The sequence below is a fragment of the Allobosea sp. P2_B12 genome, from assembly GCF_056404835.1.
Map to the genome: position 1 here is coordinate 142,973 of NZ_JBFUDG010000011.1, position 15,469 is coordinate 158,441.

Here is a 15,469-nt window from a genome sequence, read left to right on the forward strand (position 1 = left end):
CGGCTCCTCAGGATGAGGGCTGGAAGGAGGGTTTCAGGTCAGCTTGGTGATGCGGTCGGCCAGCGGCGGCAGGAAGCCGCGGCTGAAGACCTCGTTGGGGGTCGGCATGCGCGGCAGGCCGTCGGCCTCGACGACGATGGCGATCGACTTCCGGAAGCGCTCGTCATCGACATCGCCGAGCCCGATCTTGGCCGCCTCGGGATGGCTCATCTCGGAGGCCAGCGTCGCGATCAGGCGCTCCTTCTCGATCGCCTTGTTGATCAGCGGCTCGCGCCTCGCGACGGCCTCGATCGCCGCGTCGTTGTCCTTGAGCGTATCCTTGAGGCCGCGATCGATCGCCCGCAGCAGGCCTTTCAGCGCATCCGGGCGCTCGGTGACGAGCTTGCGCGAGGCGATGATGGCGTTGGAGTAGAGGTCCATGCCGTAATCGCCGAAATTGATGAAGCGGAAGTCCTTGTTCGGGTCGATGCCGACGAGCTTGGCCGAGAAGGCGATGGTGTTGACGAAGCCGAAGACGCCGTCGACCTGGCCGCGCTGCAGCATCTGCTCGCGCAGATTGGGCTGCATGTTGGTGATGTTGACCTTGGAGGCGTCGATGCCGGCGAGCTTGGCGAAGGCCGGGAAGAGCTTCAGCGCGCCGTCATTGGCCGGGCCGCCGATGGTGCGGCCTTCGAGGTCCTTGGGCGTCTTGATCGGGCCGTCGGCCTTGACCGCGATGGTGAAGGGCGGGCGGTTATAGGTCGCCGAGATCGCCAGCGGCGGGCCGGCACCGGGCTGGCTCCTGGCCACGAGCTGGATCAGCGCGTTGATGTCGCCGAAGCCGAGATCATAGGAGCCCGAGGCGACGGAGCCGACGGCGGCGCCCGAGCCGTTGCCCTGGTCCATGACGATATCGAGCCCTTCGGCGCGGAAATAGCCGCGGTCCTCGGCCAGGAAGAACCAGCCCTGCGGCCCCTGATAACGCCAGTTCAGGATCATCTTGAGCTTGGTCGGCGTCTGCGCCAGCGCCGGTCGCGGCAGGGCCGACACCAGGGCTGCGGCGCCGGCGGCAAGGCTGAAACGGCGTCTGCTGATCGTGTCGGCCATGCCAGATCTCCATGCCTGTTGCTTGCGCGGCGGCCTGCCGCTGCCATGAAGGAAGCCTATGCCGGGTTGACCGATGCCGTCTTGTGCTGACTTCTTGCCGGATCTATTCGAAAAACGCATCGCTCATGAGGATCGCGCCGTGAAGCATCTGCGCCTGCTCAATTATGTCGACGAGGTCGCCCGCGTCGGCTCGATCCGGAAGGCCGCCGAGCGGCTGAACATCACGGCGTCCGCCCTGAACCGGCGCGTCCAGGACATCGAGGAGGAGCTCGGCACCAAGATCTTCGAGCGCCTGCCGCGCGGGGTCAGGCTGAACGCGGCCGGCGAATTGCTGATCCGGCACATCCGCAGCCAGCTTGCCGATATCGGTCGGGTTCGCTCGCAGATCGAGGATCTCTCAGGCTTCCGGCGCGGCACGGTCTCGATCGCCTGCAGCCATGCGCTGGCGCATGATTTCCTGCCCGTCGAGATCGCCTCCTACCGGCAGGCCTTCCCGATGGTCGAGTTCGACGTGCGCGTCGCCGTCCATAGCGAGGCCCTGCGGGCGCTGGTCGCCTATGAGGTCGATCTCGCGCTGATCTTCCGCCTTTCGGCGATGCCGGGTTTCCAGGTCGTCGCCTCGGCCGAGCAGCGCATCGTCGCGATCATGCGCCACGACCATCCGCTTGCCGGCGAGGGCAGTTTGCGCCTGCGCGACTGCGCCGATTATCCGCTGGCTTTACCGGATAAAGGTTATGGCGGGCGGCAATTGCTGGAGGAGGCGCTGGCGCGCAGCTCGTTCCGGATGTCACCGGTGGTCGAATCGAACTCCTTCGAGTTCCTGCGCAACTATGTGCGCTTCGAAAATGCGATCACCTTCCAGATCGAGATCGGCGCGCCGAGCAATCTGAAAGAGCGCGACGGGCTGGTCTCGCGCCCGATCGATCCGCGCGACATCGCGCCGGCCCGTTTCGCGATGGGGCAGTTGCATGGCCGCTCGCTGCCTGTGGCGGCGGCGAAGTTCGCCGAGCAGCTCGCGCGGAAACTGGAAAATGCGAGCCATTCTCCCTCTCAGCCCTCATCCTGAGGAGCGATCTGAAAGATCGCGTCTCGAAGGATGCTCCAGATGTTTCCTGAACCTCCTGAAGCATCCTTCGAGACGCCGCTTCGCGGCTCCTCAGGATGAGGGCTGAGGGCTGTGAGGGCTGAGGGAGATGAGGCGCGTCGAGCGCTACAGCCATTTCGGCACGGTGACGCGCTCGAAGGCGATCAGCCCGTCGATCAGCCGCGCCGGATCGGCGTCGACGACGATGCCATCGCGATGCGCCGGCGGCAGGAAACCCTGCGCGATCATGTGGTCGATGAAGCCCATGAAGGGCTGGTAGTAGCCGGCGACATCGAAGAGCCCGGCCGGCTTGTCCATGTCGCCGAGCTGGTTCAGCGTCCAGGCCTCCATGAACTCCTCCAGCGTGCCGATGCCGCCGGGCATGGCGATGAAGCCGTCGGCGAGATCGGCCATGCGCTGCTTTCGCGCCCGCATGCCGTCGACGATCTCGTGCCGGGTCAGGCTCTCATGGAGATGGCCGATATCCGCGAGCCTTCGCGTGATCACGCCATGCACCGCGCCGCCCTGCGCCAGCACCGCATCGGCGACGATGCCCATCAGGCCCTTATGCGTGCCGCCATAGACCAGCGTCAGCCCGCGCCGGCCGATCTCGGCGCCGAGCGCGGTGGCGGCCTCGCGATAGGCCTCGCCATGGCCGGTGTTCGAGCCGCAAAACAGGGCGATGGCGGTAAGGGCTCTTGGCATCGTGGTCTCTCTAACCATCAGAAGTGGATCGCTTCACTCGGAAACACCGCGTCATTCTGGACAAGTCGCGCAGCGGCGCAGCTCCGGGATCCATCATAAGGCGGCGGCGCTGCCCTATGATGGATCCCGGGACGGCCTTCGGCCGCCCAGGATGACGGCGTGTTTCCGCGCAAAATCAGCATGCCCTCAGCACAGGGCACGCCAGACCGCTATGTCGCGCCAACTGAGCAAGAGCGCGACCGCCGCAGCGCACGAAATTTGCACTCGACAGGCCAAGCGCCCCCAGCCCATCCTCGCGCGACAGCCCCCACGGACGCAATCATGACGCATCACCTGAAGGCCTCGCCTGAAACCTGCCACTGGGGCTATTTCGACGCCCGCGTCGCGCCTGCGCTGACCATCGCCAGCGGCGACACGGTGACGATCGAATCCGTCAGCGGCACGGCCGAGGTGCTGCCGCCGACCGGCTTCCACGTTCCGCCGGAACTGCTGGCGATCCATGCCGCGCAGAAGGGCCCGCCCTTCGGGCCGCATATCCTGACAGGCGCCGTCTCGGTCGAGGGCGCCTGGCCCGGCGACGTGCTGCAGATCGACATCGAATCCGTCTCGCTGCGGCAGGACTGGGGCTACAACCTCAACCGGCCGCTCGCCGGCACGCTGCCCGACGACTTCCCGCATTTTCACCTGATGAACATTCCGCTCGATTCCAGCCGCATGGTCGGGACGATGCCCTGGGGGCTGGAATTGCCGCTGGCGCCGTTCTTCGGGGTGATGGGCGTGGCGCCGCCGCTGGAATGGGGGCGCTGCACCTCGATCATCCCGCGCGCCTTCGGCGGCAATCTCGACAACAAGGAACTCGTCGCCGGCACGACGCTCTATCTGCCGGTCTTCGTGCCCGGCGCGCTGTTCTCGGTCGGCGACGGCCATGGCGTGCAGGGCGATGGCGAGGTCAACGTCACCGCGATCGAGACCGCGCTGTCGGGCACCTTCACGCTGACCGTGCGCAAGGATCTGCACTTCACCTATCCGCGGGCGGAGACGCCGACCCATGTCGTCACCTGCGGCATGGACCCCGATCTCGACCGCTGCGCCGAGAAGGCCCTGCGCGACATGATCGTGCTGATCGTCGAGCGCACCGGCATCACCCGCGAGCAGGCCTATGCGCTCTGCTCGATGGCGGCCGATCTGCGCGTCACCCAGACGGTGAACCAGCACAAGGGCGTGCACTGCATGCTGCGGAAGGAATTGCTGGCGAAGCACTGACGGGGCCGCACCAACAGCGACGCGGCGGCTCAGATATCCAGCGTGTTCGTCCGCTCCCACTGGGTGAGGTGGCGGGAGTAGTCGTTCCACTCCTGCGTCTTGAGCTTGAGGAAGCCGTCGACCAGGGCTGAGCCGAGCGCCGACCGCAGGACGCTGGATTTGTCGAGCGCGCGCAGGGCATCGAGCAGGTTCAGCGGCAGCTTCTTGGCGCCCCTGACCTTGTGCCCATCCGTGTACATGTTGATGTCGAGGCGCTTGCCGGGATCGCGGGTGTTGCGGATGCCGTCCATGCCGGCCGCCAGCACGGCGGCGGGCAGCAGATAGGGGTTGGCGGCGCCGTCGGCGAGGCGGAACTCGAAGCGCCCGGCATCGGGGATGCGGATCATGTGGGTGCGGTTGTTGCCGGTGTAGGTGACGGTGTTGGGCGCCCAGGTCGCGCCCGAGACGGTGCGCGGCGCGTTGATGCGCTTGTAGGAGTTCACCGTCGGGTTGGTGATGGCGCAGAGCGCATCGGCGCTGTGGATCAGCCCGCCGATGAAGCCGTAGCCCAGCGCTGAGAGCTCAAGTTCGCCCTTGGCGTCGGCGAAGGCGTTCGCTTTCCCTTTCCACAGCGAGACATGCATGTGGCAGCCCGAGCCGGTCAGGTCGATGAAGGGTTTCGGCATGAAGGTCGCGCGCAGGCCGTGCTTTTCGGCGATCGAGCGCACCATGAATTTGAAGAAGACGTGGCGGTCAGCGGTCTTGAGCGCATCGTCATAGTTCCAGTTCATCTCGAACTGGCCGTTGGCGTCCTCATGGTCGTTCTGGTAGGCGCCCCAGCCGAGCGAGAGCATGGCGTCGCAGATCTCGCGGATGACCTCGTAGCGGCGCATCAGGGCCGACTGATCGTAGCAGGGCTTCACGGCATTGTCGGCGGCGTCGGAAATCTGCGTGCCGTCGGCCGAGATCAGGAAATACTCGCATTCGACGCCGGTCTTCATCGTGTAGCCGTCGGCGGCGGCGAGCTGGCTCTTCAGCACGGTGCGCGGGGCCTGCGCGACCGGCTTGCCATCCATGACGAGGTCCGACGCCAGCCAGCCGATCTCGGGCTTCCAGGGCAACTGGATCAGGCTGTCGGGATCGGGCACGGCGAAGAGATCGGGATCGGCCGGGCTCATGTCGAGCCAGGTCGCGAAGCCGGCAAAGCCCGCACCGTCGCGCTGCATCGGCCCGATCGCGCTGGCGGGCACGAGCTTGGCCCTGAGGCTGCCGAACAGATCGACATAGGAGATCAGGAAGTACTTTATGCCGCGTTCGGCGGCGATCTTTGTGAGATCGGTGGCCATGGTCGTGAAAATCCCCTCGAAGGCCCGGTTTCAGGCTCGTTGATGTCGATTTCTCAGTCAAAGCGCTCGCTTTGGAGTGCGATAATTTCACTCTGAAACACGCCGTCATCCTGGGCGAGCGAAGCTCGGCCCGGGATCCATCACAGGGCTCGGCGGCATCCTATGATGGATCCCGGATCTGCGCCGCTGCGCGGCTTGTCCAGGATGACGCAGTGGTTCCATACCAAATCCCAAGCGTTCAAAACCGCCCTGTGACCCCCGGTATCCAATCGGTTCCCGCAAGCGGGACTCGTGCCATCGCGGCGGCCTCGATCGTCAGCGCAACCAGATCCTCGGGCTCGAGATTGTGGACATGGCTCTTGCCGCAGGCGCGCGCGATCGTCTGGCATTCGAGCGTCAGCACGGCGAGGTAATTGGCGAGCCGGCGGCCGGCCGCGACTGGATCGAGCCTGGCGGAAAGGGCCGGGTCCTGCGTGGTGATGCCGGCCGGGTCGCGGCCCTCATGCCAGTCGTCATAGGCGCCGGCCGTGGTGCCGAGCGCCTGGTATTCGGCCTCCCAGTGCGGATCATTGTCGCCGAGCGCGACCAGCGCCGCCGTGCCGATCGCGACCGCGTCGGCGCCTAAGGCCAGCGCCTTGGCGACATCGGCACCATTGCGGATGCCGCCGGAGACGATGAGCTGGACTTTGCGATGCATGCCGAGATCCTGCAGCGCCTGTGCCGCCTGGCGGACGGCGGCCAGCGTCGGGATGCCGACATTCTCGATGAAGACCTCCTGCGTCGCCGCCGTACCACCCTGCATGCCATCGACGACGACGACATCGGCGCCTGACTTCACCGCAAGCGCGGTATCGTAATAGGGCCGCGCCGCGCCGACCTTGACGTAGATCGGCTTCTCCCAATCGGTGATCTCGCGCAGTTCCTCGATCTTGATCTCGAGGTCGTCCGGCCCGGTCCAGTCCGGGTGGCGGCAGGCCGAACGCTGGTCGATGCCAACCGGCAGCGTGCGCATCGCCGCGACGCGCTCGGTGATCTTCTGGCCGAGCAGCATGCCACCGCCGCCTGGCTTGGCGCCCTGGCCGACGACGATCTCGATGGCGTCGGCCTTGCGCAGATCGTCGGGGTTCATGCCGTAGCGCGAGGGCAGATACTGGTAGACCAGGATCTGCGAGCTCTGACGCTCTTCCTGGGTCATGCCGCCATCGCCGGTGGTGGTCGAGGTGCCCATCGCCGAGGCGCCGCGCCCAAGCGCCTCCTTGGCATTGGCCGAGAGCGAGCCGAAACTCATGCCGGCTATGGTGATCGGGATTTTCAGCGTGATCGGCTTCTTGGCGAAGCGGGTGCCGAGCACGACCTCGGTCGAGCATTTCTCGCGATAGCCTTCGAGCGGATAGCGCGAGATCGAGGCGCCGAGAAACAGCAGATCGTCGAAATGCGGGAGCTTGCGCTTCGCTCCGGCGCCGCGGATGTCGTAAATGCCCGTCGCCGCCGCGCGGCGGATTTCCGAGAGCGTATACTCGTCGAAGGTCGCCGAGGCGCGCGGAACTGTGCGGGGTGTCTTGCTGAGGTCGCTCATCGCGCTCCGCCTCTGGAAAATTCAGGGCATGCCAAACTGGTTCGGAAACACGCCGTCATCCCGGACGCAGCGACGCGGAGCTCCGGGATCCATCGGAGGGAACTGGGCTCTACGATGGATCCCGGAGCGGCGCGGCTTCGCCGCTTGTCCAGGATGACGGCAGTGGTTCCGAGCACAAACGGCATGACTCTAGTAGCTCGACACGTTGTCGACGTGGAAATGATAGAGCGTGCGCGCCGAGCCGTAGCGCTTGAACTCGCCGATATCGACGGAGCCGGCCAGGCCTGCCGCTTCGAGCTTGGCGGCCAGCAGCGCCCGGTGCTCGTCGCGCATTGCCTTCTCGATGCAGTCGGCGCCGAGGCTCGCGACCGTGCCGCGCACGAACAGCCTGGCCTCATAGAGGCTGTCGCCCAGCGCTTCGCCGGCATCGCCGAGCACGACGAGGCTGCCGGCCTGGCCCATGAAGGCCGACATGTGGCCGACCGAACCCTTCACGACGATGTCGACGCCCTTCATCGAGATGCCGCAGCGCGCGGAGGCGTTGCCGTCGATGACGATCATGCCGCCGCAGCCGGTGGCACCGGCCGACTGGCTGGCATCGCCCTTCACATGGACGAATCCCGACATGATGTTCTGGGCGAGACCGACGCCGGCATTGCCGTTGATGACGATGCTGGCATGCTTGTTCATGCCGCCGCAGTAATAGCCGACCGGCCCGTCAATCTCGATCGTGACGGGGGCATCGACCCCGGCCGCGACCGCATGGAGCCCGCGCGGGTTGGAGACGCGCCAGAGCGTCTCGTTGGTATCGGGGCCGAGCGCGTGAAGCGCGGCGTTGAGCTCCCGCACCGAGCCGGTGGCGAGGTCGATGGCGTGATGTCCGCTCATTGCAGGCGATTCCAGAAATAGACCTGCGCCGGCTCCGGCTCCCAGACCCTGGCCGAGGCGATGCCCGGCAGGTCGGCCAGCGCACGGTATTCCGAGCCGAAGGCGACGTAAGCTTCCGTCTCCGCCATCACCGCCGGCTTGCAGGCGATCGGGTCGCGCAGCACACCGAAGCCCGACTCCGTGCCGACGACGAAGGTGTAGAAGCCGTCGAGATCATCAAGCGAATGCTCCAGCGCCTGCCCGAGCGTGTCGCCTGCGCGCATGCGCGAGGTGAGGTAGGCGGCCGCGACCTCGCTGTCATTGTCGGTGGCGAAGGCCAGCCCCTCGCGCTCCAGCCGGCGGCGCAGGCCGCGATGGTTCGAGAGCGAGCCGTTATGGACGAGGCACTGGTCGGCGCCGGTCGAGAAGGGATGGGCGCCGTCGGTGGTGACCGCGCTTTCGGTCGCCATGCGGGTGTGGCCGATGGCGTGGGTCCCGGCCATCCGCTCCAGCCCGAAGCGCTTCGCCACCTCGATCGGCAGGCCGACCTCCTTGTAGATCTCCATGCGCTCGCCGGCGCCGACAACCACGATGCCGGGTGCCGTCGCGGCCAATGCGGCGCGAACCGCCGCCTCCTGCCCGACCGGGACGGCGAGCACGGCATGGGTGTCGCGGGCGGTGACCGGCAGGCCGAGCCCGGCGGCCAAACCGACGAAATCCGTGCCTTCCGGCCCACGCAGCGTCAGCTTGACGGAGCCGGCACTGCCTTCGCCGTAGATCGCGAAACCGGCGGAATCCGGCCCGCGATCGCACATCACGCCGAGCATGGTCGAGAGCAGCGAACCGAGTTCGGGTTCGAGCCGGGGATCCTTGATGAACAAGCCGACAATGCCGCACATGGCGCCGTTCCTGATCGAAGAACGCGCCTTTCGGCGCCCAACCTCCAGCCCTCATCCTGAGGAGCGCTCTGCAGGAGCGCGTCTCGAAGGATGATCCAGGAGGCTCTGGAGACCTCTGGAGCATCCTTCGAGACGCCGCTTCGCGGCTCCTCAGGATGAGGGCTATGGAAGTGCCGGCAGCCTAAGGAACGGCCGACGTCACGTCAATCAGTGGGAATATAATTTTCTCTTGGAGAAAATCAGACAGCCGGCGGCAACCGGCTGAAGATGATGATCGAGAGATAGGTCATCGGCCGCACGATCAGTTCCTCCGGCCCGTGGGTCGCGGCGGAATCAAACAGCAGCGAGTCGCCAGGGCGAAGATGATAGGTCCGGTCGCCATGGCGGTAGATCACCTCGCCGCTCAGCATGTAGATGAACTCGACGCCAGCATGGCGGAAACCGGTATAGGGCACCGCCTCCTCGCTCAGCGTGATCAGATAGGGCTCGACCGCGATCTCACCGCCGAGCGCATGGCCCAGCAGTTCATACAAGTGGCCGACCTTGGTGCCGCGCCGTTCGATATGGACGCCCTGCCCGGCCGGGACATAGGAACAGTCGCGCTTTTCCTCGAAGACCGAGAAGAGCGAGCTGATCGGCACGTTGAGCGCGCCCGTGATCGCCTGGAGCGTCGCCAGCGAAGGCGAGATCAGCCCGTTCTCGATCTTGGAGAGCATCCCGACCGAGATCGCGGCGGCGCCGGCGAGATCGGAAACGGTCAGGTCGAGGTCGTGGCGGATCGCGCGGATGCGCTGGCCCAGCGCCTGTTCCAGCGTGCGGGCGGCGGCAGCGGGCGCGCCCGAGCCGGTGCGCAGCTCATCGGCGGCGGCGTCTGCCGTCTTCGCGTCCTTGCGTCCGGGCCGTATCGCCAACGCAATCTCCTATCCGGACGCATCTGCGTGGACCGGCCGCCCGCAGGGGGAGCCGGTCCGTCGCGTGGTCGTTTTAGGCCTTGGCCGTTTACGCCTTGGCGCGGGCGGCGCGCTTGGGCTTCACGGCGGCGGGGGCCGGAACCGCGGCCTTGCGGCCCAGGCCCATCGACTTGGCCAGCGCCGAACGCGCCTCGGCATAGGCTGGAGCGACCATCGGATAATCGGCCGGCAGGCCCCATTTGGTGCGGTACTGCTCGGGCGTCAGGTCGTATTTGCTGCTGAGATGGCGCTTCAGCGACTTGAAGGACTTGCCGTCCTCCAGGCAGATGATCGCCTCCGGGGTTACCGACTTGCGGATCGACACGGCCGGAACCAGCGGCGCGGCGGCCGGCGCCTCGGGCTCGCCGCCGAGCTTGGCGAGCGAGGCGTGGACGCTGGCGATCAGATCGGCGAGATCGGCGCGGGGGACATTGTTGCGGGCGACATAGGCGGAGACGATCGAGGTCGTCAGATCGAGAAGCTCTTCGTTATTGTCTGCCATGGTGCGTTCCGATCGAGAGAAGAAATGACATTGCTGTGAGAACTGTATCGGGATTACGGCGAAGACAGGTGAATGTCTATCCGCGGCGCATCGAAACCTGACTCAAAGGTTGATGATCCACCGAAGGTTCCGCGACAAACGGCGGCTTTGCACGCAAAGCGCGCAACGACATGGGCTCAGCTCAACGCCTGTTCCGAATCAGTTGAACGATCTGACGCGTTTCGGACCAGTCGCTCAGAACAGGAAGTCGTCGAGATTGTCCGTCGACTGCACGACGACTGGCGCGGCCGCACCGGATGACGCCGGCAACAGCAATCCGATCACGGCCTGATGGATCGTGCGCTCGCCCGCCATGGTGTAGTTCGGCCAGACATGCGCGTCGATGAGACCGCGCACGCGCTCGGCCGCGTCTGCCCGCGAGGGCATCTCCTGATCGGCAACGACGCGCGCGAGTTCGACGGCGCCCGAGGCGATCAGGTCGCTCATCGCGCCGGCATTCGAGAAGGACAGCCGCGCATCGGCGACCACGGCACCGAAGCCGCCGCCCTCGCGGGTCAATTGGGCCAGCGTCGCTCCGAGGCGGTCGCCGGTCTGGCGCATGGCCGCCAGCGAGTCGCGCATCGCCTCGTCCAGCGCGGCGAAATGGGCTGCGTCGAGGCGCCCGCCGCGCTTCAGCCCGGCGGAGGCCTCCTGCATCCGGGCGAAGGTCGGGGTCAGGAGGTTGGCGTCCGTCGCGACCTGGTCGGCGGCGGATTTCAGTTCCTGGGCGATGACCACGAGGCTGCGCCCGCCGCTGCCGATGCGCGCGGCGCGCAGCCCGGCATTCATGCCGATCAGGACGATGCTGGAGACCGTGCCGGCCAGCGCCGCGACCGTCTCCTGGCAGGTTTCGAGCACGCTCGAGAGGGCCGCCGTGACGCGATCGACGCCGGAGCGGGCCCGGTCGCATTTGCCGAGCAGGTCGGACGCCTGGGCCAGATCCGATTCGAGATCGGCGAGGAAGGAGCCGGATGAGCCGCCATCGCCCTGGTAGAGCGAGCGCACGAGATCGAGCAGGCTGCCTGTGTCGCCCGCCAGAAGCGCCAGCGCCGATTCGATCGCGTCCGCATCCTGGGCCAGCGTCAGCGCGCTTTCGTCGAGCAGGGCCGCCTGCAGCCGGCGCAGCACGAGCCCGGCCGCGCCGCGCTCCTCGGCGTCGAGTTCGGCCCCTGGCCCCGAGCCCTCACCGAGCGAGCCGAGCAGGCGCAGCGCCGCGATGACGTGCTCCAGCCTCTGACGAATGCTGTCGCCCGATTGCAGCGCGATGATCGCGCCGCCCGCCGCCATTGCGATCTTGCCGGAATGGATCGCGGCATCTGATGTCAGCGAGACGCTGCGCCGCTGCCGCTCGGCCACCTCGGCAAGGGTCTGCTCCAAATTGTCGGCAAGGGCCGACAGCGCATGGCCATAGCGCCCTTCGAAATCGCGTTGCGCCTCTAGCGCCGAGCCGAGCAGGGCACTGAGATGATCGTGGTCGCGGGCGCAGTTCTGGATGGTGTGCTGTGCCTGCGTCGTCAGGGCGACGATCTCGCTGGTGAAGTCGCCAAAATCGCGGCCGGCCGCCTGGACCGAGACGGCCTCGATGCGGGCGCTGCGAGCGAGAATCGTGATCAGCCGCATATGCTCGAGCAGGCGCTCGAGAGACAGCGACGCCTCCTTGCTGTGGGTCGCGAGTTCCCGCAGCACGCCTGTCTCGTCGCGCAGCCCGTCATTGATCGCGCGCAGCTCGCCGGCCAGCCCCGAGAGCGCCTTGCCCGCCTCCGCGATCTCCGCGCCGGAGAGTTCGGTGGAGAGCGTCGAAAGCCGCTCCTTCAGGCCCTCGAACAGACCCAGGCCTTCGCCGAGCTGGCTCCCGGCCCTGGCGAAGGTGACGTCGATCTCGCGGGCGCTGCCTTCCAGCGCCAGGACCAGCCTCGCCAGACCCGGATCACTGCCGCCCATCGTCACACCGCCGCTGCCGTTGTCGACTTCAAACGCCGCGCGCATTCCCGCCCCCTATCGCCGGCGTCGCCTGAGGCCACGCCATGATCTCCTGCGGCACGCGCGAAAGGTTGACGATGCGCTCGGCCGCGCCGAGATCGATCGCTTCCTTCGGCATGCCGAAGACGACGCAGCTCTCGGCGTCCTGCGCCAGCGTGCGTGCGCCCGCCTTGCGCATTTCGAGCAGCCCGCGCGCGCCGTCGTCGCCCATGCCGGTCATGATGATGCCAAGCGCATTGGCTCCGGCATATTGCGCCGCCGAGCGAAACAGCACATCGACCGAGGGGCGATGGCGCGAGACATGCGGGCCGTCCTTGATCGCGACACGGTATTGCTGACCGACGCGCTGCAGCAGCATGTGCCGGTTGCCCGGCGCGATCAGGACGCGGCCGGTGGAGACCTCGTCGCCGTCCTCGGCTTCCTTGATCTCCATCGCGCAGATGCCGTTCAGCCGCCGGGCGAAGGCCAGCGTGAACTTCTCCGGCATGTGCTGGACAATGGCGATCCCGGGACAGCTCGCCGGCAACTGCTCCAGAACCTCGCGCAGAGTTTCCGTGCCGCCCGTCGAGATGCCGATGCAGACGATCTTGTCGGTTGCGTGCCGGACACGCCCCAGCACGGGCGGCGGCAGGATCGCGTCCGCCGTCAGCTTCTTCTCGATCTGCATGCGCGGTTCGCGCGGCCGCAGCTTCGCCTGCGCGGCAGCCCGGACGGAATGTCGCAGCCGATCGGCCGTCTCCATCAGCGCGGCGCGCGTATCGATGCGCGGTTTGGGCAGGACGTCGACGGCGCCGGCCTCGAGCGCATCGAACAGCGCCCGCGAGCCAGCCTCGGTCAAGGTCGAGCAGATAATCACGGGAATGGGCCGCTGCGCCATGATCTTGCGCAGGAAGGTCAGCCCGTCCATGCCCGGCATCTCGATGTCGAGGATCATGACATCGGGGACTTCGCTCTGCAGGCGGCGCGCGGCGGCGAAGGCATCGGCTGCCGTGCCCATGATCTCGATGCCCGGATCCTCCCCGAGGATCGAACTGAGGACCTGCCGCACCGAGGCGGAATCGTCGACGATGAGGACGCGGATGGGCTTGCGGGTCATGCTGCCGACCTCCCGTTCACCGCCAGTCCAGCCTGGTAGATCGTGGGCGCGACGGAACGCAGCCGGTCGACGCCGCTGCCGGCCATCGATTCCGAATGACCGAGCATCAGATACCCTCCCGGCCGCAGATGCGAGGCGAGCCGCGACAGCACCTCCTGCTGCGTCGCCCTGTCGAAATAGATCAGCACATTACGGCAAAAGATCACGTCGACGTCGCGGTCGAATGGATAGGATTCATCCATCAGGTTCAGCCGTTCGAAATGGACCTGCCGGCGCAGTTCAGGCGTGACGCGGACGAGATCGTCGCGCGGATCCTTGGAGCGCATCAGATAGCGCTGCTGCATCGGCGACGGCACGGGCTCGACGAAGGCGCGCGGATAGATCGCGGAGCGGGCCTCGCGCAGCACTTCCGTCGAGATGTCCGTCCCCAGGATCGAGAAGCGCGCGACCTTTCCAGCCGCGACCATGTCCTGCAGCACCATCGCGGCAGTATAGGCCTCGGCTCCGGTCGAGGCGGCGGCGCTCCAGATTTTGAGGTTCGGCGGACGCCCGCCATGGCGTTGCGTCAGCTGCGGCACGGCGATGTCACGCAGAAACTCGAAATGGCTCGGCTCACGGAAAAAGTCGGTCTTGTTGGTGGTGACGCAGTCGATCAGGTGGATCAGTTCGTCGTCGAGCCCGTCCCGGTCGAACAGGTGCGCGCCATAGGCCTGGAGTCCCGAGAGGCCGAGCGCGCGCACGCGCTTGCGCAGCCGGCCCTCCACCATGGTCCGCTTGGCCGGCGGCAGCTTGATGCCGACGCGCGACTCGATGACCTTCGAGATCGCGGTGAAATGCTTGTCGGCCAGATGGTCGTAGGTCTCGGCAACTTTCTGCGTCATCGGCTCAAGCCGCCTTCTCTGGCGCGACCGCGGCGAGCATCGGCAGATCGTCCGATTCCATCAGACGTTCGAGATCGAACACGACGATGAACGCCTCGCCCTTACGGCCGATGCCGGCGATGTAGTTCGACTGCCAGCGGCCGCCGACATCGGGAGCGGCCTCGGTGTGGTCGTCGTCCAGGCCGGTGACCTCGAAGACGCGGTCGGCGACGAAGCCGACGCCCAGCGTGCGACCCTTGACCGGCACGTCGAGGATGATGATGCGGGTGGCGTCGGTCGGCTCGGCGCGGACCAGGCCGAGCTTGGTGCGCAGATCCACGATCGGGTAGCCGGCGCCGCGGACATCGATCATGCCGAGCAGGAAATTCGGCGCATGCGGCAGCTTGGAGATCGGCCGCATGTCGAGGATCTCCCGGACATTGCGGATGTCGATGCCGAACAGCTCCTGGTCGATGCCGAGCGTCAGATATTGGGCGGTATCAGCCATGATGACCTCGCGGGATGCGTTGAAGAGCGGCGAGCGAAAAGCCTGGACCGGGCGGTCCGGCCCCACCGGGAGGCGTGGCCGGACGCATCGGGTCAGTTGCGGTGGAAGGCAGCGTCGTCGCCGTCCTCAGCCCCGGCCATGTCGAAGGTGAAGCCGCCGCTGGCCGCCTTCCTGGCAGGGCGGGCAGGCGCCTTCTTCGGCTGGACGACCGCGGCCATGCTGGCGGCCTTGCCGCGCAGCTGCTTGACCGCCATGTCGACGACCGCGGGCCGAACCGTCGCTCCGTCTTCGAGACGGAAGAAGGCGATGGTTGTCTGGAGCTGCTCGGCCTGTGCGGCGAGTTCCTCGGAGGTGGCCGAGACCTGCTCGGAGGCGGCCGCGTTCTGCTGGGTGACCTTGTCGAGCTGCTGGATCGCCTGGTTGATCTGGCTCGAACCGACATCCTGCTCGCGGCAGGCCGCCGTGATCTCCTCGACCAGCTCCGCCGTCTTCTTGATGTCGGGCACCAGCTTGGCCAGCATGGAGCCTGCCTCCTGCGCCACCTTCACCGTATCGACCGAGAGCGTGCCGATCTCGGCAGCCGCGGCCTGGCTGCGTTCGGCGAGCTTGCGCACCTCCGAGGCCACCACCGCAAAGCCCTTGCCGTGCTCGCCGGCCCGCGCCGCTTCCACCGCCGCGTTCAGCGCCAGGAGGTCGGTCTGGCGGGCGATCTCCTGGACGATGTTGATC

At 66.8% G+C, this 15,469-nt stretch carries 15 protein-coding genes; 2 read left to right on the plus strand and 13 right to left on the minus strand.

Annotated features, from left to right (window positions below; genetic code table 11):
* Nucleotides 1–33: 33 nt before the first annotated feature.
* The gene (locus tag AC1DYU_RS21915) at nt 34–1,086 is read right to left on the minus strand and encodes an ABC transporter substrate-binding protein (RefSeq protein ID WP_476793468.1); all 1,053 of its coding nucleotides are present in this window, start codon (nt 1,084–1,086) and stop codon (nt 34–36) included.
* A gap of 139 nt (nt 1,087–1,225) precedes the next feature.
* Here AC1DYU_RS21915 and AC1DYU_RS21920 point away from each other — a divergent pair, with 139 nt between their 5' ends.
* On the plus strand, nt 1,226–2,152 hold the full coding sequence (locus AC1DYU_RS21920) for a LysR family transcriptional regulator (RefSeq protein WP_476793469.1): 927 nt from the start codon (nt 1,226–1,228) through the stop codon (nt 2,150–2,152).
* A 144-nt stretch (nt 2,153–2,296) separates the two neighbouring features.
* Here AC1DYU_RS21920 and AC1DYU_RS21925 read toward each other — a convergent pair whose 3' ends face one another.
* Complete coding sequence (locus AC1DYU_RS21925; RefSeq protein WP_476793470.1) at nt 2,297–2,875, minus strand: LOG family protein; 579 nt, start codon at nt 2,873–2,875, stop codon at nt 2,297–2,299.
* A gap of 321 nt (nt 2,876–3,196) precedes the next feature.
* On the opposite strand from AC1DYU_RS21925, the gene AC1DYU_RS21930 reads away from it, so the two are divergent.
* Entirely contained in the window at nt 3,197–4,138 is a 942-nt protein-coding gene (locus AC1DYU_RS21930; RefSeq protein ID WP_476793471.1) for an acetamidase/formamidase family protein, read from the plus strand.
* Nucleotides 4,139–4,167: 29 nt separating this feature from the next.
* On the opposite strand, the gene glnT is transcribed toward AC1DYU_RS21930, so the two are convergent.
* The 11 genes from glnT to AC1DYU_RS21985 all read right to left on the minus strand — a co-directional run.
* On the minus strand, nt 4,168–5,463 hold the full coding sequence (gene glnT / locus AC1DYU_RS21935) for a type III glutamate--ammonia ligase (RefSeq protein WP_476793472.1): 1,296 nt from the start codon (nt 5,461–5,463) through the stop codon (nt 4,168–4,170).
* Nucleotides 5,464–5,701: 238 nt separating this feature from the next.
* Nucleotides 5,702–7,039 (minus strand): FMN-binding glutamate synthase family protein, encoded by a 1,338-nt coding sequence (locus tag AC1DYU_RS21940; protein ID WP_158485292.1) that lies wholly within the window; start codon nt 7,037–7,039, stop codon nt 5,702–5,704.
* A gap of 189 nt (nt 7,040–7,228) precedes the next feature.
* Complete coding sequence (locus tag AC1DYU_RS21945; RefSeq protein WP_158485293.1) at nt 7,229–7,927, minus strand: protein glxC; 699 nt, start codon at nt 7,925–7,927, stop codon at nt 7,229–7,231.
* Nucleotides 7,924–8,805: a class II glutamine amidotransferase gene (locus tag AC1DYU_RS21950; protein WP_476793473.1), complete on the minus strand. Its 882-nt coding sequence runs from the start codon at nt 8,803–8,805 to the stop codon at nt 7,924–7,926. Before AC1DYU_RS21950 ends, AC1DYU_RS21945 begins: the two co-directional genes overlap by 4 nt.
* 239 nt (nt 8,806–9,044) lie before the next feature.
* Nucleotides 9,045–9,710, minus strand: a complete 666-nt coding sequence (locus AC1DYU_RS21955; protein ID WP_476793486.1) for a helix-turn-helix domain-containing protein — start codon at nt 9,708–9,710, stop codon at nt 9,045–9,047.
* 94 nt (nt 9,711–9,804) lie between these two features.
* The gene (locus tag AC1DYU_RS21960) at nt 9,805–10,257 is read right to left on the minus strand and encodes a MucR family transcriptional regulator (protein WP_158485295.1); all 453 of its coding nucleotides are present in this window, start codon (nt 10,255–10,257) and stop codon (nt 9,805–9,807) included.
* Between the two features lie 234 nt (nt 10,258–10,491).
* Nucleotides 10,492–12,282, minus strand: a complete 1,791-nt coding sequence (locus AC1DYU_RS21965; protein WP_476793474.1) for a coiled-coil domain-containing protein — start codon at nt 12,280–12,282, stop codon at nt 10,492–10,494.
* On the minus strand, nt 12,266–13,372 hold the full coding sequence (locus AC1DYU_RS21970) for a protein-glutamate methylesterase/protein-glutamine glutaminase (RefSeq protein ID WP_476793475.1): 1,107 nt from the start codon (nt 13,370–13,372) through the stop codon (nt 12,266–12,268). The genes AC1DYU_RS21965 and AC1DYU_RS21970 overlap by 17 nt, the downstream gene beginning before the upstream one ends.
* Nucleotides 13,369–14,253 carry a CheR family methyltransferase gene (locus tag AC1DYU_RS21975; protein ID WP_476793476.1) on the minus strand — a complete coding sequence of 295 codons (885 nt, stop codon included), beginning with the start codon at nt 14,251–14,253 and terminating at the stop codon, nt 13,369–13,371. The genes AC1DYU_RS21970 and AC1DYU_RS21975 overlap by 4 nt, the downstream gene beginning before the upstream one ends.
* A gap of 4 nt (nt 14,254–14,257) precedes the next feature.
* On the minus strand, nt 14,258–14,740 hold the full coding sequence (locus AC1DYU_RS21980) for a chemotaxis protein CheW (RefSeq protein ID WP_158485299.1): 483 nt from the start codon (nt 14,738–14,740) through the stop codon (nt 14,258–14,260).
* Nucleotides 14,741–14,832: 92 nt separating this feature from the next.
* A partial coding sequence (locus tag AC1DYU_RS21985) for a methyl-accepting chemotaxis protein (protein WP_476793477.1) occupies nt 14,833–15,469 on the minus strand: 637 nt, incomplete at its 5' end.

Coding starts and splice junctions, on each gene's coding strand:
- AC1DYU_RS21965 (WP_476793474.1), bottom strand. CDS start 12,282: ATGCGCGCGGCGTTTGAAGTCGACAACGGCAGCGGCGGTGTGACGATG.
- AC1DYU_RS21925 (WP_476793470.1), bottom strand. CDS start 2,875: ATGCCAAGAGCCCTTACCGCCATCGCCCTGTTTTGCGGCTCGAACACC.
- AC1DYU_RS21930 (WP_476793471.1), top strand. CDS start 3,197: ATGACGCATCACCTGAAGGCCTCGCCTGAAACCTGCCACTGGGGCTAT.
- AC1DYU_RS21970 (WP_476793475.1), bottom strand. CDS start 13,372: ATGACCCGCAAGCCCATCCGCGTCCTCATCGTCGACGATTCCGCCTCG.
- AC1DYU_RS21960 (WP_158485295.1), bottom strand. CDS start 10,257: ATGGCAGACAATAACGAAGAGCTTCTCGATCTGACGACCTCGATCGTC.
- AC1DYU_RS21950 (WP_476793473.1), bottom strand. CDS start 8,805: ATGTGCGGCATTGTCGGCTTGTTCATCAAGGATCCCCGGCTCGAACCC.
- AC1DYU_RS21975 (WP_476793476.1), bottom strand. CDS start 14,253: ATGACGCAGAAAGTTGCCGAGACCTACGACCATCTGGCCGACAAGCAT.
- AC1DYU_RS21980 (WP_158485299.1), bottom strand. CDS start 14,740: ATGGCTGATACCGCCCAATATCTGACGCTCGGCATCGACCAGGAGCTG.
- AC1DYU_RS21945 (WP_158485293.1), bottom strand. CDS start 7,927: ATGAGCGGACATCACGCCATCGACCTCGCCACCGGCTCGGTGCGGGAG.
- glnT (WP_476793472.1), bottom strand. CDS start 5,463: ATGGCCACCGATCTCACAAAGATCGCCGCCGAACGCGGCATAAAGTAC.
- AC1DYU_RS21940 (WP_158485292.1), bottom strand. CDS start 7,039: ATGAGCGACCTCAGCAAGACACCCCGCACAGTTCCGCGCGCCTCGGCG.
- AC1DYU_RS21915 (WP_476793468.1), bottom strand. CDS start 1,086: ATGGCCGACACGATCAGCAGACGCCGTTTCAGCCTTGCCGCCGGCGCC.